At 63.1% G+C, this 22150-nt stretch carries 17 protein-coding genes and 1 tRNA gene; 3 read left to right on the top strand and 15 right to left on the bottom strand.

The annotated features are described in order from the left end of the window. The first annotated feature begins 289 nt into the window (after nt 1-289). Entirely contained in the window at nt 290-793 is a 504-nt protein-coding gene (locus IRI77_RS28560) for a hypothetical protein (protein ID WP_194448377.1), read from the top strand. A 589-nt stretch (nt 794-1382) separates the two neighbouring features. Here the strand turns inward: IRI77_RS28560 and IRI77_RS28555 are convergent. The 6 genes from IRI77_RS28555 to IRI77_RS28530 all read right to left on the bottom strand — a co-directional run bounded on the left by IRI77_RS28555 (nt 1383) and on the right by IRI77_RS28530 (nt 10208). After that, nucleotides 1383-4454 (bottom strand): NHL domain-containing protein, encoded by a 3072-nt coding sequence (locus IRI77_RS28555; RefSeq protein WP_194448376.1) that lies wholly within the window; start codon nt 4452-4454, stop codon nt 1383-1385. 377 nt (nt 4455-4831) lie between these two features. Next, nucleotides 4832-5212 carry a YciI family protein gene (locus IRI77_RS28550; protein ID WP_194448375.1) on the bottom strand — a complete coding sequence of 127 codons (381 nt, stop codon included), beginning with the start codon at nt 5210-5212 and terminating at the stop codon, nt 4832-4834. Nucleotides 5213-5381: 169 nt separating this feature from the next. Further along, on the bottom strand, nt 5382-5786 hold the full coding sequence (locus IRI77_RS28545; protein ID WP_194448374.1) for a hypothetical protein: 405 nt from the start codon (nt 5784-5786) through the stop codon (nt 5382-5384). A gap of 7 nt (nt 5787-5793) precedes the next feature. Further along, on the bottom strand, nt 5794-6963 hold the full coding sequence (locus IRI77_RS28540; protein ID WP_194448373.1) for a cation:proton antiporter: 1170 nt from the start codon (nt 6961-6963) through the stop codon (nt 5794-5796). A gap of 634 nt (nt 6964-7597) precedes the next feature. Next, nucleotides 7598-9154, bottom strand: coding sequence for an ammonium transporter (locus tag IRI77_RS28535; RefSeq protein ID WP_228486364.1), 1557 nt, complete (start codon nt 9152-9154; stop codon nt 7598-7600). A gap of 472 nt (nt 9155-9626) precedes the next feature. Beyond that, a complete protein-coding gene (locus IRI77_RS28530) occupies nt 9627-10208 on the bottom strand; it encodes an HD domain-containing protein (protein ID WP_194448371.1) in 582 nt (193 codons plus the stop codon). A gap of 65 nt (nt 10209-10273) precedes the next feature. Here IRI77_RS28530 and IRI77_RS28525 point away from each other — a divergent pair. Next, nucleotides 10274-10349, top strand: a tRNA-Ala gene (locus IRI77_RS28525). Between the two features lie 40 nt (nt 10350-10389). On the opposite strand, the gene IRI77_RS28520 is transcribed toward IRI77_RS28525, so the two are convergent. The 9 genes from IRI77_RS28520 to IRI77_RS28480 all read right to left on the bottom strand — a co-directional run bounded on the left by IRI77_RS28520 (nt 10390) and on the right by IRI77_RS28480 (nt 20506). Beyond that, the gene (locus IRI77_RS28520) at nt 10390-11160 is read right to left on the bottom strand and encodes a carboxypeptidase-like regulatory domain-containing protein (protein ID WP_194448370.1); all 771 of its coding nucleotides are present in this window, start codon (nt 11158-11160) and stop codon (nt 10390-10392) included. Nucleotides 11161-11176: 16 nt separating this feature from the next. Further along, on the bottom strand, nt 11177-12574 hold the full coding sequence (locus tag IRI77_RS28515) for an MSCRAMM family protein (protein ID WP_194448369.1): 1398 nt from the start codon (nt 12572-12574) through the stop codon (nt 11177-11179). 54 nt (nt 12575-12628) lie between these two features. Continuing rightward, on the bottom strand, nt 12629-13687 hold the full coding sequence (gene hypE / locus IRI77_RS28510; protein WP_194448368.1) for a hydrogenase expression/formation protein HypE: 1059 nt from the start codon (nt 13685-13687) through the stop codon (nt 12629-12631). 9 nt (nt 13688-13696) lie between these two features. Continuing rightward, a complete protein-coding gene (gene hypD / locus IRI77_RS28505; RefSeq protein ID WP_194448367.1) occupies nt 13697-14809 on the bottom strand; it encodes a hydrogenase formation protein HypD in 1113 nt (370 codons plus the stop codon). Between the two features lie 105 nt (nt 14810-14914). Beyond that, on the bottom strand, nt 14915-15460 hold the full coding sequence (locus IRI77_RS28500; RefSeq protein ID WP_194448366.1) for a hypothetical protein: 546 nt from the start codon (nt 15458-15460) through the stop codon (nt 14915-14917). A gap of 179 nt (nt 15461-15639) precedes the next feature. Beyond that, nucleotides 15640-17232 (bottom strand): hypothetical protein, encoded by a 1593-nt coding sequence (locus IRI77_RS28495; protein WP_194448365.1) that lies wholly within the window; start codon nt 17230-17232, stop codon nt 15640-15642. 76 nt (nt 17233-17308) lie between these two features. Then, complete coding sequence (locus IRI77_RS28490) at nt 17309-18016, bottom strand: PEP-CTERM sorting domain-containing protein (RefSeq protein WP_194448364.1); 708 nt, start codon at nt 18014-18016, stop codon at nt 17309-17311. Between the two features lie 178 nt (nt 18017-18194). After that, nucleotides 18195-19718, bottom strand: coding sequence for a hypothetical protein (locus IRI77_RS28485; RefSeq protein ID WP_194448363.1), 1524 nt, complete (start codon nt 19716-19718; stop codon nt 18195-18197). Continuing rightward, nucleotides 19715-20506, bottom strand: coding sequence for a glycosyltransferase family 2 protein (locus tag IRI77_RS28480; RefSeq protein ID WP_194448362.1), 792 nt, complete (start codon nt 20504-20506; stop codon nt 19715-19717). Before IRI77_RS28480 ends, IRI77_RS28485 begins: the two co-directional genes overlap by 4 nt. A 214-nt stretch (nt 20507-20720) precedes the next feature. On the opposite strand from IRI77_RS28480, the gene IRI77_RS28475 reads away from it, so the two are divergent. Then, nucleotides 20721-22121 carry an alpha-L-fucosidase gene (locus IRI77_RS28475; protein ID WP_194448361.1) on the top strand — a complete coding sequence of 467 codons (1401 nt, stop codon included), beginning with the start codon at nt 20721-20723 and terminating at the stop codon, nt 22119-22121. Nucleotides 22122-22150 lie beyond the last annotated feature (29 nt).

Below are 22150 nucleotides of genomic sequence, written 5' to 3'. Positions count from 1 at the left end.
ATAAGCCGTTTATTATCAATCCTATAGAGATGGTGTTTTTACCACCGCAAACGCAAAAACACTGCAAGAAAGCTCTTTCTTTCCAGAGCAGACAAATGTAATCTCGCAATACACCAAGCGTCGGAGCGCACTCCCAGTTTGAACCTCCGGCACACCAGTCAGGTCCGGTCGCTGCAGAGTGGGGAATGGTGGAGGGGCGCAGATTGCAGCTTTGAGACCTCTGGGGCGTGTGTCTTCCATGTACGTCGGACGTGCCCCGGAAAGGTACACAGAAGTGCTATCAGCGCGGATGGAACAACTCCTGCATCTCAGATCGTCCGATCCCGATCTAGAGGCAAAATTAGTTCAACTTCATCGAGTCGTGGAGTCACAGATCTTTCGCGACTCGGCCAAAAAGTGCAAGTTTCTGCGGTATGTCGTCGAGGAATCGATCCTCGGAAACGAGATCAAAGAGACGACCGTCGGCATTGAGATTTACAAACCCGATTACGATCCTTGTGTCGACGCACATGTGAGGGTCGCAGCCCGCGAAATTCGGGCAATGTTGAAGCAGTATTACGCGGGCGAGGGGGCTAGTGACGAAGTGGTGATAGAACTTCCCCTTGGCACGTACAGTCCAATTTTCCGTCTTCGCCAACCGAATTCGGCAGAGGAGATTGCCCGGCTGAGCCAGATGATTGCATTTCTGGAACTTCGCCTAGCCTCGGCAAGGCAAGTATTGAGCCGGCTTGGACCCGCCCCTGAGGCGTGCGTTGAGGAGGCGCTGCCAGGCAAGCGGGATGGACGAGGTTAACAGTGGACTTCACAGCCTGCCCCGAACAAATGATTCGTTTGTCGAATACTCTTGAGCTGCATGGTGGCGCTTCACAATCTCCTGATTTCGAAGCGCCAGCGCAATTTGAAAATCATGGGTAAACATTGAGAGCGGAGGGGGAGCATGGGGCTTACGACGTTGTGCACCGGGTGGGAGGAACCACCAGGAGAACCTAAGGGGAGAGGATGGCGAGTGGGCCGCCTCTTTCAGGCCGCAAGGACTGCGACTGGGCGCAATGCAAAAGGTGGACTTGACGCCAGTTTGAGCCAAGGGGCGCGGGTGGCCCCAGCGTTCGAGCACCGCTCCCCAGCGGAGTCGTTCGTTCGCGTGTACGCAGCCAGAATCATCGGAGTGGATGATCAGGGCTATGTGTTGATTGAGGTGCCGTCAGCAAATCATGACCGAGAGTTCGAAGAGATCGTGACCAAGCTGGGAATCCGGCCATGCAGATTCATCCACCGCGCCAAGCCGCTGTGATACGAACCGTGGAATCCCCGGATCAACCGAGTTTGGAGCTTATGGGGCGGCTGCTCGGACAATCCGGCGAAGCCGCCCTTTTTGCTCACGCCTACTGAACAATCAGGTTCTTTCCGAGCGAGAGAATCGAAGTGAACCCGCCGTAGTCTGTCTGGCCTCCTCCGACGAGGGGGGCGTTGAACGGCCGGATGTTCAGACCCTCCACGGCGAGGATGCCGCTGCCGGTGGCCAGGCTTGCGGAGTCAATTCCTTCGGGTAGCAGATAGGCCATGGCCGCCGCGGGGATCGTGTAGCTGCCTGGCGCGGCGGGTACCTGGCAACTGATCGAGACGTTGTGCACGATGTTCGTTCCCGTGGCGTCCTTGCCCAACGTCTTCGATGTGCCGATGACGATCTGAACCAGGTTGAAGCCTTCTCCGGTCCAACTCACCGTCAGCGGCTGACTGCGATCCAGTAAGTTCAAGTTGGCCCAACCGGTGACGTCGAAGCTGATGGGGAATGGGACGGCGACGTCGAAGGCACCCACATCCGCTCCACCGGTCGCGGCGAGAGCATAGGTTCCGCCCTGCTGGATGGTGCCGTCGGTCAACACCAGATCATAGACAGGCCCTTTCGAAGAGTCGTAGATCGCCAAGGCAGCGGCGGGCGGAACGCCCGGGCCGCTGGTGGGAATGGTCACACCCGCATCCAGGTATCCATCCGGCGCCGCGGGGCTCTTCGCATTGGCCGGAGCAGTGCGGTCGTCCACAGTGCAGGCATCGAATTTGATCCCGGTGTAGATGGCCGCCCATTCCGCCGCGGTGTAGCGGCTGATGCCGCCGCTGATCATCTCCTGCTTGCCGACGATCACGGTGGGCGCCGCGCCGGCGGCGGTGATGTAAGTGGTGGTTTGCGTCAGTTTGGTGACCGCGAAACCCGCGATATTGAGGGCGCCGCCGGCGTCGAGGATGGCAAGGGTGTTCGCGCTCAACTGAGTGTCCTGGCAGACGGGTTCGCCGGGAGCCGCAATGGCAAGGGTCGAGAGGCTCCCGACCAGCCCGTTAGCGCTCACCTGCAAGGTGGTGAAGCAGCCGGGTGCAATATCCACGGGCAGAGTAAACCGGATCAGCCAGGCGCCCGGGAGGCCCACCGTGGCTCCGGCAAAAGAGGGCACCAGGGCCTGGCCGCCTACCAGCACGCTGAAGTTGCCGGCCACCGCCTGATCGCCGGAGGTGCCGCCCGTGTCGTTGGCGAGATCCGCCCCGCCGCCTGTACCGGTAAGGACAATGGTGTCTCCCCCGTGAGCGGGCGTAAGCGTCCAATCGACGCCGTTCTGGGTCCAGGTGCCGGAAGTGAAGCGGACCAGACTATTGCCGCCGTTGACGTTTTCGATGGAGGCCCTGGCGGGTCCAGTCCCCAGGGCATTGACAGTATCAATGCCGAAGCTGGCGGCGGCCAGGGTGAGGGTGACGGCAGAACTGGTGAGCCCGTTGTAGCTAACATTCACCGCGTAGTCACCAGGCATGGCGGAAGAGGGGATCTGGGCCGTTACCTGGCCTGATGCCGCGGAGACGAGAGCGGCATCGAACGATCCGCCGCCGTTGAGCGCGGTGAACCTGACGGAACTGCCGCCCAGGGAGGTTGGATAGCCTGGCGCCGTCGCCGCTGCGGCGGGATCGGGTCCGAGTCCTGATCCGGTGAGGAGGACCAGCGCCCCCGGAGCGAGCGTGCCCTGGTAGCCGCTGGCATTGACCGCGCTGAGCAGAGTGGGCGCCGCGGGCCCGTTCACAGTCAATGTCACGGCAAGGCTCTGAGGAGGGTAGGTGTTGACCTTGGGTGTGACTGTGAGGGCCGCCCGGTAGACCCCGCCAGGCAACCCGGTGGGATCGATCGAGACCGTGAGCGATGCGGCCGTTGTGCCTGCGTTGGGGGTTACGGCGAGCCAGGCGCCGTTGCCCGGGATGGTGGTGGAGACCGTAAAGTCCTGCGCGCCGGCGGTGCTCGATACGGTCACGTTCTGGCTGGGCGGCAGGTCGCCGCCGGCCGTGTAGGAGAACGAGAGCGAGGCGGGCGCCAACGTGACAGGCGGCGCCGCGAAAGCGACTTTCCGCACGCGCTTGGCGCCCGAAGCGCTGCCGCCGATATAGAGCCCTCCGGCGCTATCGAGAGCGACGGCGATGGGGACGCCGAGCCCGGCGGACGTGGCGGGGCCACCATCTCCGGAGAAGCCGGAGGTGCCGTTGCCGGCAATTGTGGTGATGATGCCTGCCGCGTCCACCTTGCGAATGCGGCCGTTGCCGTTGTCGGCAATGTAGAGGCTGCCGGAGCCGTCGACGGCCATGCCGATGGGGCCACGCAGGGTTGCGCCAGCCGCCGGCCCCCCGTCGCCGGAGAAGCCATTGGTCTTGGCCGTCAGGCCCGCCACGGTGCTGATGACACCCGCAGCGTTGACCATGCGTACGCGGCTGTCGCTGGTCTCTGCAATGTAGAGGTTGCCCTGGGCATCCGCAGCGACTCCTTCCGGCCGGTGGACGCCAGCCAGGCTGGCCTGCCCGCCATCGCCAGAGAAGGACACATTGCCGTTGCCCGCCACGGTGCTGATGGCTCCAGCGGGCGTGATTTTGCGGATGCGGTTATTGGACGAGTCGGCGATGTAGAGGTTGCCCTGGGCGTCAAGGGCGATGCCTTCGGGGTAGAAGAAGGCGGCTTGCAGCGCGGGTCCGCCGTCGCCCGAGAATCCGGCGGATCCATTTCCGGCAACGGTCGTGATGATGCCGTTGGCGTCCACCTTGCGGATGCGTTGATTATTCCCGTCGCTGATGTACAGGTTGCCCTGGCTGTCGACGGCTATTCCGGAGTTGTTCGTCCCGAAGAGCTGCGCATTCACAGCCGGTCCGCCGTCGCCCCCAAAGCCCGGAACGCCATTGCCCGCGACCGTGCTGATGATGCCCGCGGAGTTCACTTTGCGAACCTTCGACGACGCGACATCGAAGATGTAGAGGTTGCCGTTCTGGTCCAGGGCAATGCCCGAGAGGCCGGGGATCCAGGCCTTGGTCGCCGCCTGACCATCGCTGTCGTTGCAGCAAGTTCCGGTACCCGCCACGGTTTGAATCAACCCTTGGGCGTGACAGGGCAAGCAGCCCGCCAGCAACACTAAGGCAATCGTCGAACCAGCTCTTGTCATTTGCGTGATCCCCCAGAGGACACCTCTCCGCCCAGTTCCCTGGCCCTCCAGGGAGAGCGTGTCTCCGTTGCCGGAAGGACTCCGTTCCACGATGGCGGTCCCGCGCCGGGTAGCCCGAGCTTGGCCTGGACTGAAGCCGGCAGTTCCGAGGTTCCACCTCACAGTGCGCGAGGATCGCCTCGCAACCGTCAGGCAGCCAGCTATCTTTCGTGGAGCGGAGGCAGAAAGGGCCGCTACGAACTGGCCGGCAGTCCAGCCTGAGCGGGTTGGCCGCGGAGTCTTCCCTGCCCTACCGAGGGTGCTTCACCGCATTGGCGGCCAGGGGGATCTACCTTCTCCTGGATGTCAGTGGCCGGTCTTTGCGGCAGTCCGCGGAATCATTGAGGCTTCTCGTGCAGGCTGGAGCTGGCAACCAATTCCTTGACCGGCCGCACTTCAATGCCACCCAACTGGATAGCGGGAATCCGGGCGGCCACTTCGATTGCCTCGCCGCGGTCCCTGGCCTCGATCAGGATGAAGCCTCCGACCTGTTCGCGTGCCTCGGCAAATGGACCGTCCGTCACTAAAACCCTGCCATCTCGCACCCGGACTACGGCAGCGGTGTTGACCGATTCCAACGCCTGCGCGGCGAGAAGGTGGCCCCTCTCGCGCAAGGTCTCATCATAGGCCAGGCTCACGTCATCCAATGCTTGGGATTCCCTGGGGGACAAGGCGTGCAACCTAGCCTCATCGACGAAGACGATGCATAGAAACTTCATAGTCTGTTCTCCTCGATCTCCATCCGGCTCTCAACTGTTCGTCGATCGAGCCGAACGGAAATAGACACGAGGGCGGTCAGAAATCGGGGGAAGTGGGCTTGAGGGCCGCCCTGAGTGTGGCGGCGGCGCCAGGAGCGCAGGCGAGCAGGGGGGGAGGACCGAGCCAGAGTCACCGCCGATCGGCGTCAGGGAAGAGGATCCGGCGATAGAGGCTCTCGCGAATGGAGTCGCGCAAATCCCAGGCACGGAGCTTTCTGGCGTGACACTGGGCGCTGACCGAACGCGAGAGATCCTTCAAGGCCATGGCGAGACGCTGATCGTCTTCATTTCGAAATTTGCGGCCGAACAGGGCAACCGAGCGGGGCTCTTCGATGTAGGCTATTTCGTCGCCGCGCGAGAAGCTGAGGCACAAGCCCGACCAGCCCATGGTGCGGGAATGGAAGAGCGAGAGGCGCACACCATTCAGGTGGGCGAAATAGGATCCGCCTTCCTCCACCTGCCACTCGAGAGGAGCCTGGGCGGCCTGCGTGGCCTCGAGTAGAAACTGCGCGACATATAGATCAGAGACTGCCATTGCAACCTCAATCACCCACTGTGGGCGTTTGTCTATAGGCAAGATTGAGCAGCGGCGGCGCCACCAGGGTCGTAGCAAGAGCCGTGAAGACGACAACACCATAGATGGGCTTGGAAACAGCGCCCATGGCCAAACCGAGTTGGGCCACCACCATACCGACTTCCCCTCGCGGCACCATGCCAAAGCCGATGCGGATGGCGTCGCGGAGTCCGAGGCTGAGAGCCCCCGCGCCGCAGCCGATGAGTTTGGAGACCACGGCGGCCAGCAGGACGATGGCGGTGAGAAGGATCATGGAGGAGTCCTTGAAGACCGAGAGGTCGATCTTCAGGCCGATGCCCACGAGGAAGAACGGCACCAGCAATTCGGTGGTGCCGTGAACCAGGGTGTGTACCCGTTTGCTGACGCTTTCGCCCAGGCTCATGCCGGCCAGGAAGGCTCCGACGATGGCGGCCACGCCGGTATGCATCGAGACAACGGAGAGCGCAAACAGAAGAACGATGGCCAAGTGGAATTGAGCCTCACTGGCGCGGAGGCGAGCCTGCAGCATGGGCACCGCCCGGCTGACCGTGTGAGAACCCCATTTCGCCATCACAATCATAAAAACGATGGGCAGGATCGCGGTGAGACCAATGTCGATCACCTTAAACTCCCCGCGGGCCATGCTGCTGACCACGGCAAGGACAATCAGGCCCAACACGTCGTCGATCACGGCCGCAGCGAGAATGATCTGGCTCGATTTTTCGTGCAGCATCTTCTTGGCGCTCAACACCTGGGCGGTGATGCCTACGCTGGTGGCGACAAGAGCCGCTCCCACGAAGATGGATTCGATCTGGCCGTAGCCCCAGGCGCGGAGAATCACCCACCCCATGCCCAGCGGAACCAGGACCCCGATGATCGCCACGAGGAATGCGGTGCCCCCGACTTTCAGGAGCTCAGACGATTTCACTTCCAGGCCGACATTGAAGAGGAGGAAAAGGACGCCGAGCTCCGACAGGTCCTGGAGAATCGGCACCGGAGTGACCCAGTGGAGCAGGCTAGGGCCGATGACGACGCCCGCCAGGATCTCGCCCACCAGCCCCGGCATCCCAAGGCGTTCAAAGATCTCGGAGAATAGCTTGGCGGCCGCGAAGACCACAAGCATCAGGACGGGGAGTGAGAGTTCCGGCGCAGGCGGCATTCGACTAGGGACGATGCCCAGGGGGCGGGGTCGCCCGGACGGAGGAAAGGGAGTGCGGACGCATACGAGGAATGGTAAACCGGCTACTGCGTATCAGCGTCGGGGAACAGAACCCGACGGAACAGGCTTTCCCGAATGGAGTCGCGAAGACCCCAGGCCCTCACTTTGCGGGCATTGCACTGACTGCTGACAGCCCGGGAGAGCTCGTTTAAAGTGTCGGAAAGACGCAGGTCGTCATCGTTATTAAACTTGCGGCTAAAGAGTGCGATGGGGTGAGGCTCCTCAATGTATGTGACTTCGTCTCCTTGAGCGAAGCTCAAGCAGACTCCGGACCAACCCATGCTTCTCGAGTGGAAGAGTGAGAGCCGGACACCATTTAGGAGGGTACAGTGCGAACCACCGTCCCCCAATTGCCACTGTAAGGGAGAATCGGAGGCTTGCGTGGCTTCGAGCAGAAACTGAGCGACGTACAGATCTGAAACCGCCATGGCAACTTCACCCCACCTTTACCGGAGTCATAGCGTTGATTGAGAGATCTTCTATTCTTCGTGTGTAACTGCGGGACGGTCACAGGAAGGGCGAGCCGCAATGGCTCGCCCTTCGATCGACCATTTCCATCCGGCGGATGGGCACACTAGACTGCCGATTCGCCTGCACTTTGCTTCACGTGACGTTCCATCGGTGAAGAGCTGGGGTAGTGAGGGATGGCGTGAGGCTGACCGGCTGTCGTGATGACGTACTCGGGGTAAGCCGAGATGCCATGTTCGAAGAGATCGAGACCGCCGCGTTCGCCTTCCTCGGTGACACGCAGCAACCCCATCGCGTTGACACCCCACATCACCAGCATCGCCACCGTGAAGGTGGACGCCGTGACGATGAGGCTGCCGATGGCCTGAGCGGCCAGCAGAGTGAATCCGCCGCCGTAGAGGAGGCCGGTGAGAGGAGCTGAATTGTCCGCGGCCAGGGGGCCCGTGGCGCCATACTTGCCGCAGGCGAAGAAGCCGAGGGACAGAGTGCCCCAGATGCCGCAGATTCCGTGTACCGGAACCGCGCCAATGGGATCGTCAATGCGGAGCCATTCCAGAACTTCCACCGCACCGACGACGATGAAGCCGGCGATGCCTCCGAGGATGATGGATCCGCCAGGGCTCACCCAGTAGCACGGGCAGGTGATGGCCACGAGTCCGGCCAGGAAGCCGTTGACCGTGAAGCTGACGTCCCACTTCTTGCTCATCACGTAGGCGGCAATCATGGCGGTGAGGCCAGCGGCGCAAGCCGCGAGCGTGGTGTTGGCCGCGACGCGTCCGATGCCTTCATAGTCCATGGCGGAAAGAGTGCTGCCCGGGTTGAAGCCGTACCACCCGAACCACAGCAACAGGCCACCGGAAGCGGCGATGGTGAGATCGTGCGGCAGCATGGGGCCGCCGCCGTCGCGCTTGAACTTGCGGCCAATGCGCGGGCCGAGAACGATGGCTCCGGCGAGTGCGACGAAGCCGCCGATGGTGTGGACGACGGTGGATCCGGCGAAATCGTGGAAGCTGGCTCCAAGAGAAGGCAGGAAGTTGCCCGCGGTGCCCATCGAAGCCAGGAACCCATCCGGGCCCCAGGCCCAGTGGCCAATGATGGGGTAGATGAAACCGGAGACGAAGAAGCTGTAGATCAGGTCGCCGACGAAGCCGGTGCGGCCGATCATGGCGCCGGAGGTGATGGTGGAACAGGTGTCAGCAAAGGCGAACTGGAAGAGCCAGAACGCGAGGAAGGCGACGCCGCTGCCCTCGTAGGTGGCCGGCGCCCCGTTCAGGAAGAACCAGTTCAATCCGATAAACCCGTTGCCATGGCTGAACATGAACGCGAAGCCGAAGGCGTAGAAGAGAAGGCCGCAGAGGCACGTGTCGACGATACATTCCATCAGCACGTTGACCGTTTCACGAGACCGGCAGAATCCTGCCTCCAGCATGGTAAAGCCGACCTGCATGCCGAACACAAGGAAGGCAGCCACCAGAGTCCAAACGGTATTCAGGGGATTGACGATGTCATTGCCCTTCAGCACAGGAGGAGCGTCGGCAGCGAATGTGCGGAAGCTCATCAAATCCGGATTCGTAAAGAGAAACAAGATGGCCAGCAAGGCGATGCCGGTCAACTTGCCGCTAAGCAGCAAACCCCCGTACCGCCGCCACTCGGGATCGTGCAATCTTGCACGAAGGCGGGAGATTCTGAATGCTAGAGAGGGCTTCTTCTCCATTTGGCTAACAACTCCTTGTTTGGATGATCAGGACGGCGGACCAGTGTGGGCCGGCGAGCCGGGGACTGCGTACATCAAAGCCGCTCCGGCGAAAATAACTGCGAACGGAAGTTCCAGGTAGTACGGTCCCTGCATTGGTCAGTGCGGGTAGGACGCGGGTAGCCCTTGCAGGGAAGCAGGCCGACCGCAGCACCGGGTAAAGCGCGTAAGGGCCGGCAACATCCAAATGTGATCCGAACCTACCTCAAGGTAGAGGTGATGTCCGGGCTAAGGAAGCGGGTAGCTGACTGGGCTTTGCGCTGGCTGAACGGGCAGCTTGAAACCTAAGGTAAGGCAAGCGAGCGCCTTCCTGCCAATCAATAATTTTGATTGACAGGATCCGAGAATTGCGCCGTCGGCAGATAGCTATCTTATTGACAGATCAGGGAGCTACGCGTTCGAGCCCGAGTTCGCTCGCGTGTTGCTGCATGGCCTCAATGCAAAACGTAATATGGACGTCGAGGTCCATTTTTAGGCCGGCCGCACCGTTGACAATGTCGTCACGATTGACGGCTCGAGCGAAGGCCTTATCCTTCATTTTCTTACGGACACTCTTCACTTCTACGTCAAGAATCGAGCGGGTCGGTTTGACGTAGGAGATGGCAGTGAGAAACCCGGCCAGTTCGTCGCAGGCGAAGAGGGTCTTCTCGAGCAGGGATTCGCGAGGGACGCCGGTGAAATCGGCGTGGGAGAGGATCGCCCGGCGGATCTCGTCGCTGACGCCGCGTTCCTTGAGGATGGCCTCCCCTTTGATGGGGTGATCCGGCAGTTGGGGGTGGATCTCCCAATCGAAGTCGTGGAGCAAGGCGGTGACTGACCAGATCTCAGGATCGACGGAGTGGCCTTCCGCGGCGAACTTGTGGGCGTAAGCCAGCACGCAGGCTTCGACGGCGAGGGAGTGGCGGCGGAGGGCATCACTCTGGATGAACTCGCAAACGATGGACCAAGCTTGATCGCGATTCATGAGATCTTGAGTCCATAGTAGCGAACAGCCAAGGGGCGATGTTATATTGGGGAAGTCGAGTCTGTGGGCCTGTGGCGCAGTTGGGAGCGCGCTTCCATGGCATGGAAGAGGTCGTGAGTTCGAATCTCACCAGGTCCACCAAATCCCCTTACAGTTCAAATGGTTCTGGCGCCGAAGGCCCCTAGCGTTTTCGCGTCACGACCCAGAGGGCGATCGATTCGCTGCCCCGCTCTACATCTTCCGTGAAGAACACGTGCGCGACTGAGCCCTGCGTGCTGCGGGTGCAGAAATCGACGCCGGTGCCGAGGCCGTCAACAGGAATCCTGGACTTCGTAAACCTGGCGTCTCCGCAACTGGCGTCCGAGGAGTTTGGTCGCGAGATCGCCGCGCCATTCACGGCCTCCAGGTAGAAATGCCCTTTCGCCTCCACAACCCGCAATTCGAAACCGCTGCGTATTAGCCAGTTCGGCCCCTCATTGGGTTCCGGACAGACCGTTTTGACCTCGTTGTCTATGTCTAAACCGCACTGGCGATGCACTCGAACGGAGCCACGGTGGTCCCCGATCTCAGCGCGCCAGTCGATCTGTTCAGTGCTGCTTCCGTAGTAAGAACAACTCATTCCGGGCGTGTCGCAACCAGAAAAGCCCATTTCGCGCGGGCCCAGATCAACCATTTTGCCGGCCTTCACCCGCACCCCGCGAAGATCCACCCGGCGAAAGCCAGGGGCGCTCGCGATCAACCGGTAGTTTCCCGGCTTCAACGCGGAGGTAAGGACGGTCCCCGAAGGCTCAGCATGCCCGTGGAATACCTCAGCGCCATCTTTGAGCTCGAGAACCCTGACCTCCGCGACGACGGCCCCTCCTGCGCTGTCAGTGAAGCGGGCCCGGATCGACCCACCGGCCTGGGCGAATGCGCTCAACGAGATAAAGAGTGCAAGTGTGGCCTGAAACATGGCCCGAATCAGCCCGTCAACGACTCGACTGGCGCTTCTGCAGGACCAGGACCACCTCCGCCTGGTCTGAGCCGGCCGGCAGTGGAACAGGGCCAGCTTCGGCAGTGTCCACCTCATAGCCGTAAGACTGCTTCCACCTGAAATTGAATATCTCATGGGCGCTGAGAGTATACTCCACGCCGTCCAGCAGGGTCAGGGTTGCGATTCCGGCTTCATCGGTCCGGCCGTCAGCGGAGGTGCTCCCGCGCACACTGGCGTGAACCTTTGTATCCACGGCAAGCCGTCCGTCCGGCCACAGCACTTTGGCCTTCACAGATCGTAGTCTGGCAACCGGACCCAGCGCAAGCTGAAGCCCGGTCTTCTGCTCATTCAACTCCACATGGAGGATGCCCGCGTCCGCCACGCTGGCGACGCCGGGCCAGTAAGAGGGCGCAATCCGCTCCTCGGAGTTTGGGGCCGAGTCGAGATGGACCCCGAGATGGTAGTCGCCGGGTGGCACCGTGGGAAAGAAGAACTCACCCTTCTCGTTGGTCCGGGTGGAGCGCCTCCGAAGCGGGAGGTTCAATATCTCGGTGCCGGCATAGCGATACTCCACCGCGACATCCCGGGCGGGGCTGCCATCCGGTTTGGTCACCGTTCCTGTAAACGAGCCGTGCGAGAGCATCGCGATGTCCACATACCCGCAACCTTGCGCAGGCACGTTGACTTCGTAATCGGGGGAGGCCGGGAAGTAGCCCGGAGCGGCGGCGGTCAACTCATAGGAACCCGGCGCCAAGCCTGCGATCTCGAAGCGCCCGTCCACCCCGGCCGTGACGGTCCTGTCCAGGCCGGCGCCCGTCAGATGGAGGAAGGTCTCGGGCAGTCCAGGCAACCGAGGGTCCCACAGGCCCTCATCGGCGTGACTGCGGACTGAGCCGTAGACGTAGGGCTGGACTTGGCCAGCCTTATAGCGACGGAGGTAGTCCAGATCCTCCGCAGCGTGCTCGGCCAGCATGGTGCCGGTGCACTGGCCGGTTGAGACGATGGGCGAGCCGGCAGGAACTCCCTTGGGGCCACCCAACGCTCCGCTGGTTCGCGCCGCATCGGCGGCGAGACCGTTCATGGGGCTTCGGTCTCCCACGACCAGATAGAGGCGGCCAACTTCAAACGACCTGTGGCACGTGGTCGAGTTATCCGGATCCACGATCAATTCGCGCACCTCCGGCGCGAGTCCCTTGAAGGCCTCGTCCACGCTGAAGCGGTACCAATAGGGACCGCCCTCCGCATCCCTGGTTTCATTGGTCGCCAGCACGCGGCCCAGGAAGGCGTAGTCGAAACGGTCGATCCGCCGGCAGGCGGGCCCGGGCGCGGCGCACGAGCAGGCAAGCACAGCGGGGAGGATTGAGAGCAGCAGCACCGCCAGGCGCAGAATCATCGATTCTCAGACGCGATCAACCGCTGGGTCCGTTCCAACTTCCTCACGAGATTCTCAGCAGATCCGCGGCAACTGCTCACCCAGGGGGAGCGGAATTGCGCGAATGGCGCCCATCGTTGTGCGGGCGGCGACCAGGCCGGGCCGGTCCGCGGTGATCTCCCCTACGATTGCGGCCCGCCGGCCTAACGGGTGAGCCCGCATCCGAAGCAGGACTTCCGGCGCCCGCCCGCCTTCCACGATCGCCACCAGTTTGCCCTCATTGGCCACCTGGAGCGGATCCAGGCCAAGCAGCTCACATGCCGCCTGCACCTGAGGGTCCACGGGGATTGCGGACTCCTGCAGCATCACGCCCACCCGCGAAGCCCGGGCGATCTCGTTCAAGGTGGCGGCCAGCCCGCCCCGGGTGGGATCGCGCATCACATGGACCGCGCCGTCCACTTGCAGGATCTCCGCGGCCAGGCCGTGCAGCGCGGCACAGTCGCTCTGGATCGTCGTCTCGAACTGCAGACCCGCGCGGACACTCATCACCGCGACGCCGTGGTCGCCGAGGGTTCCGCTGATGATGACTTTGTCTCCGGCTCGCGCAGAGGAGGGCCCCAGGACCAGTCCCGGCGAAACGACGCCTACGCCGGCCGTATTGATGAACAGGCCGTCGCCGTGGCCCTTTTCCACCACCTTGGTGTCGCCAGCCACAATCTGGACGCCCGCGGATCGCGCCGCCTCCGCCATGCGCTCGACAACATGGGCGAGCAGCGAGAGTTCCAGCCCCTCTTCCAGGATGAAGCCCGCAGTGAGATAGAGCGGCCGGGCGCCGCACATCGCCAGGTCGTTCACCGTCCCGTTCACCGCGAGTTCCCCAATGCTGCCACCCGGAAACACCAGGGGCCGGACGACGAAGGAATCCGTCGTGAGCGCGACGCGGCCGGGCGGCAACTCCACCACGCTCGCGTCGCCCAGGTTCTCCAGCGCGGGATTGCGAAACGCTGGCAGGAAGAGGTTCTCGATGAGTTCCTCGGAGAGCTTTCCGCCACCGCCATGACCGAGCACGATGCGCGGATAGTTCCTCAACGGGAGGGGACAGGACCAGTCTTCGAAGTGCAGTGTATCCGCCATGCGGGCGCTCTAACGGGACGCCAAGGCCTCATCATCGAGGAAGCGTCCATAGTGATAGTACGCCGCGCAGGCGCCCTCGGTGGAGACCATGGTGGCGCCCAGCGGGGTGCGCGGGGTGCACTCCCGCCCAAAGGCCGGGCATTGATGCGGCTTGATGGCTCCCTGCAGGACCTCTCCGGCGTGGCAAAGCGGCGATTCCACGGCTTGGATGCCCGTGACTGCGAAGCGCAACTCCGCATCGAAGGCCCGGTAAGCTGCGGAGAGCCGCCAGCCGCTGCGAGGGATCACGCCGATGCCGCGCCACGCGCGGTCAGTGACTTCGAAGACCTCGTCCAGCATCTTCAGGGCGGCCGCATTGCCTTCCAGGGTGACTGCCCGCTCGTAGGCATTCTCCACGCGGGACTCACCGGCTTCCAGTTGGGCGATGGCCCGGCGGATGCCTTCCAGTATGTCCAGCGGCTCAAAGCCCGTGGCGACGATGGGTACGCTATAGCGTTCGGCCAGCGGCGGGTATTGACGGAGCCCCATGACACTGCAGACGTGGCCGGCCGCCAGGAAGGCCTGCACCCGGCAGTGGGGGGCACCCAGGATGGCTTCCATGGCGGGCGGCACCAGCACGTGGGAGACGAGCATGGAGAAGTTCTCCAACCCTTGCCGCCTGGCCAGATGCACCGCCATGGCGTTGGCGGGCGCCGTGGTTTCAAAGCCGATGCCGAAGAAGACCACTTGCCGGTCAGGATTCTGCCGAGCCAGGGTGACCGCGTCCAGCGGCGAGTAGACGACCCGCACATCCCCGCCTTCGCTCTTCACCTGGAAGAGGTCGCGCGCGCTGCCTGGCACGCGCAGCATGTCGCCGAAGGAGCAGAAGATGACCTCCGGCCGCGAGGCGATGGCGAGAGCCTTGTCGATCGTCTCCAGCGGAGTGACACAGACCGGACAACCGGGGCCATGGATGAGTTCCACTTCCGTGGGCAGCATCTGGTCGATTCCGTTGCGGATGATGGAGTGCGTCTGGCCGCCGCAGACCTCCATGACTGCCCAGCGCCTGGTGGCGATGCGCCGGATCTCCCCGGCCAACCGGCGGGCGGCCTCACCATCGCGGAACTCGTTCAGGTACTTCATGGGCAGGGACCCAAGATGGCCCGAGGGGACGATGCGCCACCGCGGCTCAAGATGATTGTTACCTGAAACCGGCTGGAGCGGAAGGGTAGCGCGAGCGCCAGCCGGCTACCAACTCACGGCCGCAGCCTGCCTGACGAGCAACGCGGCGACGTCTTCGCCGTCCTGGGCGACCTGCGCCTTGAAGCAGCGGCGGACGATGGACTCGCCCAGGGTGAGAGGCGTGGCAACTACCTCGAGCACGATCACTTCCCTGGTCCTGGACAGGGCCGTCGCGCGCGCGGCGTCGTGAGGAGCCTGCACGCCGGCCGACGCCGGAGAACCGTTGTGTGTGGAAAGTTGCGGCGCGGAGCCTGCAGCCGCCGACCGCAGGAGATTGCCCCAACCCGGCCGGTCCTTCCGCTTCAAGGTCATTACCAGAGCGACGTTGCAGCCCAACTCACGGGCCTCCTGGGGTCCTGGCGCCAATACGGCCTCGATGCCGCGGGCCACCAGTTCAGCCTGGAGCATGTGGCGGAGAGGCTCGGCCCCAGCGTCGCCGGCAGGGTGCGAGGCGGCGGGCAAAATGGCGCTGCATGGCTTGGCCGGCGCCTGGGCGAACGCCTGGACGCTGAGCACAACCAGTCCTGATATCCACAACAACGCTCTATTCACGGGGGTCTTCTCCGGTGCGGGCGCACACCCGTACCAGGAGGCCAAATGAGGCCTGTCGATGAAAATAACGCCGGCGGCACAATTTGTCCGCCGGCCACTGGGTGTGAAAGATGGTCTACCTAAACATGCGTCGTTAGGGTGGAAAACAGATCAGGGCCGCGAAAAAAACTTTCGCCCCTTCATTCGGAGGCAGGGTTGGCGAGGAGGACGAAATCCGCGTCCTCGTAGACCGCGCCCCACCCCAGTGACCGCAACCGCGTGAGGATGGGGGCCTTGCGGTCGAGCAGCGCGTGCGTGAACCGGTACTTCTTCAAGGTCTCGAGCCAGGTGGATTCGGCCCGCCAGAAGCGGATGGCCTCGCGGCACAGATCCGGTCCAAAGTAGTCGATGCGGCTGTCCAGGAACACTTTGCGGCGGCCGGAGTAGACATACATCAACAGGCCCGCCTGCAGATCCGTGGTGTAGAGGCGAGCCTGCGCCGGCAGCCGTTCAATCGCCGGCAAGGCCCCGATGGCGTAAACCGGAGGCTGAAAAGCGGCCTGCTGGCGGGTGCCAGGCAGGCCGGTCCAATAGACCAGAAACAGGGCGGCCAGGGGCAGCAGGGCGGCGCCGTTCATTTGGGGTTCCAGTGCGGTAACAGCCTCCAGCAAGGGCCAGTTGCCGGGGTTCCGGCGGCCGCGCCACCAGGTGGAAAGCGCCGCGTTGAAATACGGCAGGGAGCCGAGGGCCATCAGCGGGATACCCCGGTTCGTCTGGAGCCCCATCGCCAGAAACATCGCCGCGAGCACGGCACGGTCCCAGCGCCGCTGGACCAACGACCAGACGAACCCCACACCGCTCAGGATTGCGGTGATCGCGAAGAGGAACATATCCGGCCGGAAGAGATCGGGGCGTTCGTATTCCGAAACGATGGGGGTGGAGCCAACTGTAGTCAGGAACTCCGCCACATGGCGGTGGACGGCAAACCCGTAGGGATTGAGGAACGAACCGGCCAAGGCCGCGCCCGCGGCGCAAAGCAGAAAGCGAATCCGGGCGCCAGCTCCGTCACGGGCCTGCGCAGGGAATAGCCAAAGCTGCGCGGCCAGGGCCGCGGCCACCACCACCGGAATGAGGAAGGCCAGGAAGAAGCTGGCGTGGATGTTGGTCCAAAGTGCCGTACCCAGCGCCATGGCCGCGAAATGACGCAACCGGAACGGTGGGCGGGCAGCCTCCACAAACGACAGCAGCAGCAGCAGGAAGATCCAGCTGACCAGGTGTGGGCGGGCCAACCAGTGAACGCGGGTACAGAGCACCAGCAGGGCGGCCAGCGGAGTGGCCACCAGGATGCTGCCGCCCAGCGTGCGCTGAAAGTGCATCCAAAGCCATGCTCCGCAGGCGATGACGGCGATGGACGCGGCAGCAATGCCGGGCAAACCGGCCGCCTGGTGCACGACAGACATCCCGATCTCGGCCAGCCATTCCCAGGCGTACCAGGGATGCCCCACCTGGACGAAGGAGAACCAATCGTCGCGGGGCACGGCGGAATTGGCCCGGATCCAGTCGCCGGCCCGGATGTGCCACCCCGCATCGGCATCGCTGAAGAAGAGCTTGGCGGCCGGGGTGAGAACCGTGCAGTAGAGAATCAGGGCAAGAGCCGCGGTGGTGCGAAAATCCGGCACCATCCACTTGAGCGAGCCAGCCTGGTCCTCGTCACTTTCGAATTCACCAGCCGGCGCATCGAGTGGTTCGGAGGGCAGAGTGGAGACAGGCTTTGAGCGGCGGGACTTCGGCATGGGAGATCGCTAACAAAAATAGCAAAGGCCGCCTGCCCGGGGAGGGCTGGCGGCCTTTCCACAATGAGGTCAACAACTAGCGGTAAAGCCGTTTGCGCAGGAAGGCCAAACCAGCCAGGCCGCCGGCCAGCATCAGTGCGGAGGCAGGCTCCGGCACCGCGCTGGTGTTCTGAAGCACCAGCGAGCTGGGCAGATTCACGACGCTGCCTGATTTCAGGCTGTCGATGGTCATGCTGATGGCTACGACGCCCTCAGCGTTGACAAAGGGGACAGAGGCCGAGAAGGAACACTCCGTGCAGGGAACGTCGTTGAAGTTGGCGTCGCCGATCGTCGAGCTCGCCAGGGGCGACCCGTTCACCGACGCAAAGTAACTACCGGTGAAGCTCTGAGTGCTGGTACCATCCACAGCCAACTGATTCAGGGGAATCAGGGGGAAACCCCAAAACTCCGCCCTGAGAGTAATAGGCCCGCAGTCGCCGCCGGTCGAGGTGCAGGTCACCACGGCATTGGTGATGCGGAACGTATCGCCTGTAAAGACCGCGTCAAAGAGCACGGTCCCCCAACCATCCAGGGACTTGTTCAGCGAGGCTGAGTTGGGTTCGTTGAACGTGGCGTATTGAGTCTGGTTGGCCGCGGTGGCCCATGCGTTGATGTAAGTGGCGCTGTCGCTGACCGAGAATGCGGCTCCCGCCGCCGGACCAACAGTCACCATTCCGATGAGTGTCAACAGAAGACAGCCATACAGGGCCGCAACTTTCCTGTTGAGCACAGGTTTCCTATTCATTAAATCTCCTCCAAACGTACTGCTCAGATTGGCGTAATTTTAGCGAGCGATGTACAACCGGGTCAACAGATAATCGACGGACTCGTGCTGTTGCCTTAGTCCGCGGGCGCAAATTGTGTTGCGCAAATTGCGGGGTGTTGCAGTTCGTGGGGGCTTGGGGTCCCGGCGGGACGGTGCGTCAGGCCGGCGGCAGGTTCTCGCTGATGTGTCCGGAGGCTGGGCTAACGGGCTTGTTGGATCTCTCAAACAGCACGGCTTTCACGTCACCGAATGCACCCAACTGCCGCGCCGTCCACCCCTGCAACTCCGGCCTTTGTGAGAACCAGCGCTGCCAGAACTCCACGTTTCGATCTCCGCCGTAGATGACGAACCGGCCGGCGGCGGGCAGGCGCGTCGAGGACAGGCCGCGTGCATACCGCAGCCCTTCTTCCGAGGGCGCATAGGGCAGCAGCAGAGGCCGTCCGGCCAGGGGGTAGGCAGCAAGATGCGCGTAGAGGAATCCAGGCAGGACATAGTCCGGACGCCATTCCGGCGCTCTCGCCTCGACAAAGGGGCTGGGACAGATGACCGGCACATCCGGATCGTGGAGCGCCGCAATGGCCTGCGCCGCACCCCGCCAATCCGACCGGTGGGCGGGCGCATCCAGCGGCAGCCCGGCCGACTGCGCCAAAGCCCACACTCCTGCCAGGACAGCCAGGGGCCGCCAGAACGAGGCCGGCAGATAGCGGGCCAGGAGGAATGCGGTGCCCAGCAGAATCCCGGGCCAGGCCAGCGACAGGTAGCGCGGCAGAAACACGCTGTTGCCTGTCTCGACGGAGTAGGCAAAGAGCGTGACAGGGTGGACGAACCACCAGCCTAGCAACAGCACCCCGCTTGTCATGCAGAGGGTGGAAGGCGTGTGCCGCAGCATCCGGCTGAGTATCCAGGCGGCGGGCAAGGTCCCGAGGAGGAGCCCGAACTTCAGCGCGTATTGGAGCTGGCGGAAGCCGGGCGGCGGCTGGATGACGTGGGCGGAAGCTTCGCGAGCCAGAGACAGCGCATTCCAGGCCACCGGCACCAGCAATAGTCCAAGCAGTACGAAGAGCCCGCTCGCGGCCTTCCAGTTCACCGGCGTGTCCCGGCGCCAGAGCCGCGCCGCTGTGTAGGACGCAAAGACGAGGTAGAACGGCCAGTAGACGAGATGCGTCCGCCAGAGAAGGGCCGCGGAGAGCAGGAACAAGGCGCCATCCACCCAACCCGCCCGATCCAGCCAGCGGATCAGCGCCCAGACGCTCAGCGACGCGACGCACAGCCCGAAGGCATAGGGCCGTGCGTCGGTAGCAGCGTCGCTGAACCCGCGCAACAGGAAACTGCTGAGGACGATCAACCAGCCGCAGTCAGGATGGATGAGCCGCATGCCGATGCGGGCGCAGAAGAAGAGCGCCACCGACATCGCGAGAACCGACGGCAAGCGGTAACCGGCCTCGGAAAAGCCCGCCTCCGACTGCACCGCGGCGGGCAACGCATAGTAGATCGACTGGGGTACCTGCGGTGCGATCGCCAGCGAAGGAGCATCCCCGCCCTGGCGCACCACAAAGGCGGTCACCGTCTCATCCACCCAGAAACTTGTATTCAGCGGGAGCAGCCAGAACCGGGCTACGCAGAGCGCCAGCAGCAAGCCCAAAGGCCAGTTCAACCAGCGGCGGCTTGCCTCCAGGGTCATTCTTCCGTCTCGGCCCAGGGCAGAAAGACGGGCGGCCGCATGGGCCAGCGAGACGAGGGGAAGACCGCCGCGCGCAACAGGCCCCATTTCGCGAGCCGCGCCTGCAGCGTGGTGCGGACTACTCCTAGTCCGTAGGTCACGCTGCGGCGGAAGCTGATGGACGAGGCCTGCGGGAAGTAGCGTGTGGGGCAGGACACTTCCCCGATGCGCGCGCCAAGCACGATGCTCTGCGCAATCAACTGGTTGTCAAATACGAAATCTTCCGAGTTGCTCTCCAGCGGCAGGGCTTCCAGCAGTTCGCGCGTGTAGGCGCGAAATCCGGTGTGATACTCGGAGAGCTTGGCGCCGAGAATCAGATTCTGGAACAGCGTGAGCACGCGGTTCGAGGCGTACTTGTAGAGCGGCATGCCGCCGCTGAGAGCATCGCCGCCAAGAATCCTGGAGCCCAGGACCAAATCATAGACCCCGTAGGCGGCCATGCTCGCCATGGCCGACACGAGCAGCGGCGAATACTGATAATCGGGATGGATCATGACGACGATGTCGGCGCCGCGGCTCAACGCCAGGGCATAGCAGGTCTTCTGATTGCCGCCATAGCCCCGGTTGCGGTCGTGAACAGCGACATGCAGGCCCAGCTTGCGCGCCACTTCCACGGTGTCGTCGGTGCTGTGGTCGTCCACCAGAATCCGGTCGTCCACAATGTCCGGCAATTCCTGGACGGTTGCCCTGAGGGTCCTGGCGGCGTTGTAGGCGGGCAGAACAACAGCGATTCGTTTGTGGTTGATCATTGTGCTTCACGAACCCCGTTTCGTTCGGGCATATTGGGTGGACGCGCCGCGGCACGGGCCAGCGTACAACCCCAGGGCCCGAAAGGCGTTAACTAATGTAAAGGCTGTGCGTGGAACGTAAAGCCGGCGCACGATCCGGATCTCGATACAATGGGACCGCCATTGCGGCCGGCCTTTCCGTCCCAATGGTTTACGGCCTGAATTCGGAGCATTTATGAATCGCCGAGGCTTCCTCGCTGCCCTCACCGCCGCCGGCTGTGCCCTGCCCGCGGCTTTCGCGCAAAAGTATTCGCCTGACTGGACTTCGCTGAAAGCCCACACGGTCCCCAACTGGTTCGAAGACGCTAAATTCGGCATCTTCATCCACTGGGGCCTCTATTCGGTACCAGCCTGGGCTCCGCCATCCGGAGAGCTGGGCAAGGTCGACATGAGCCGGTGGTTCTACCAGAACGCCTACGCCGAGTGGTATTTGAATTCCATTCGCCTCAAAGATTCGCCCAGCTACAAGCACCACGTCGAAACCTATGGCGCGGACTTCGATTACTACCGCTTCGGCCAGGCGTTCGAGCAGCAGAACCGCGCGTGGAAGCCGCAGAACTGGGCGTCGTTGTTCAAAGATGCCGGCGCGCGCTATGTCGTACTCACCACCAAGCATCACGACGGTTACACGCTGTGGCCCAGCAAGGTTCCGAATCCCAAGCGGCCGCAGGGCGGCATCAACTCACCGCGCGACCTCGTCGGCGACCTGACCAAGGCGGTGCGCGGCGCGGGGCTGCACATGGGACTGTACTATTCCGGCGGCCTGGACTGGACCTTCGAAACCCGGCCCATCGCCACCATGGGCGACCTGCGGACCACGGCGCCCCAGACCGAAGAGTATGCCCGCTACGCCGATGCCCACTGGCGCGAACTGATCCGCCTCTACCAGCCCTCCGTGTTGTGGAACGACATCGGGTATCCGAAACTGGGCAAACCCGAAGCACTCTTCGCCGACTACTACAACGCAGTGCCCGAGGGCGTCATCAACAACCGTTTCAGCGTGGAGTACTCAGACTTCACCACGCCTGAATACGCGAAGTACGACAAGATCACGCCCAAGAAATGGGAGTCCTGCCGCGGGCTCGGCTTCAGCTTCGGCTACAACCAGGTGGAAGGGCCGGAGCACGTCATCGCGCCGGAAGCGCTCATCGAACTTCTGGTGGATATCGTCAGCAAGAACGGCAACCTGCTGTTGAACATCGGCCCCAAGCCGGACGGAACGATCTCGGAGATCCAGCTGAACCGCCTGAACGCCCTCGGCGCGTGGCTCAAGACCAACGGGGACGGCATCTTCGGCAGCCGGCCGTGGGTGCGCCCCTCCGCCAAGACGACGGCGGGCGGCGACGTCCGGTTCACGAAGAAAGGCGATGCGCTGTACGCCTTCCTGCTGGGCCGCGCCGCGGGACCGTCCACTGTTGTGGGACTAACGCTCGCGCCCGGGTCCACGGTTCGACTGAGCGGAGGCCGCTCTGTGGCATGGAAGAAAACGGGCGATGGCACAACGTTCGAACTGCCCGCCAATTCGCCGGCAGCGGGACCGGTGGCGTTGAGCATCACTCCTGCGCCAGCCGCCTGAAGTCCAAACCATTGACGCATGATAAAGGT

This window comes from Paludibaculum fermentans, from assembly GCF_015277775.1.
In the GTDB taxonomy this organism is placed as follows: Bacteria; Acidobacteriota; Terriglobia; order Bryobacterales; family Bryobacteraceae; genus Paludibaculum; species Paludibaculum fermentans.
Note: the sequence above shows the minus strand (reverse complement) of the source record. Positions and strands in the feature narration are given on the sequence as shown.

Bases quoted from the DNA above. Each gene is read 5' to 3' on its own strand.
- IRI77_RS28560 (WP_194448377.1), top strand. From the start codon at position 290: ATGGAACAACTCCTGCATCTCAGATCGTCCGATCCCGATCTAGAGGCA.
- IRI77_RS28555 (WP_194448376.1), bottom strand. From the start codon at position 4,454: ATGACAAGAGCTGGTTCGACGATTGCCTTAGTGTTGCTGGCGGGCTGC.
- IRI77_RS28550 (WP_194448375.1), bottom strand. From the start codon at position 5,212: ATGAAGTTTCTATGCATCGTCTTCGTCGATGAGGCTAGGTTGCACGCC.
- IRI77_RS28545 (WP_194448374.1), bottom strand. From the start codon at position 5,786: ATGGCAGTCTCTGATCTATATGTCGCGCAGTTTCTACTCGAGGCCACG.
- IRI77_RS28540 (WP_194448373.1), bottom strand. From the start codon at position 6,963: ATGCCGCCTGCGCCGGAACTCTCACTCCCCGTCCTGATGCTTGTGGTC.
- IRI77_RS28530 (WP_194448371.1), bottom strand. From the start codon at position 10,208: ATGAATCGCGATCAAGCTTGGTCCATCGTTTGCGAGTTCATCCAGAGT.
- IRI77_RS28520 (WP_194448370.1), bottom strand. From the start codon at position 11,160: ATGTTTCAGGCCACACTTGCACTCTTTATCTCGTTGAGCGCATTCGCC.
- IRI77_RS28515 (WP_194448369.1), bottom strand. From the start codon at position 12,574: ATGATTCTGCGCCTGGCGGTGCTGCTGCTCTCAATCCTCCCCGCTGTG.
- hypE (WP_194448368.1), bottom strand. From the start codon at position 13,687: ATGGCGGATACACTGCACTTCGAAGACTGGTCCTGTCCCCTCCCGTTG.
- hypD (WP_194448367.1), bottom strand. From the start codon at position 14,809: ATGAAGTACCTGAACGAGTTCCGCGATGGTGAGGCCGCCCGCCGGTTG.
- IRI77_RS28495 (WP_194448365.1), bottom strand. From the start codon at position 17,232: ATGCCGAAGTCCCGCCGCTCAAAGCCTGTCTCCACTCTGCCCTCCGAA.
- IRI77_RS28490 (WP_194448364.1), bottom strand. From the start codon at position 18,016: ATGAATAGGAAACCTGTGCTCAACAGGAAAGTTGCGGCCCTGTATGGC.
- IRI77_RS28485 (WP_194448363.1), bottom strand. From the start codon at position 19,718: ATGACCCTGGAGGCAAGCCGCCGCTGGTTGAACTGGCCTTTGGGCTTG.
- IRI77_RS28480 (WP_194448362.1), bottom strand. From the start codon at position 20,506: ATGATCAACCACAAACGAATCGCTGTTGTTCTGCCCGCCTACAACGCC.
- IRI77_RS28475 (WP_194448361.1), top strand. From the start codon at position 20,721: ATGAATCGCCGAGGCTTCCTCGCTGCCCTCACCGCCGCCGGCTGTGCC.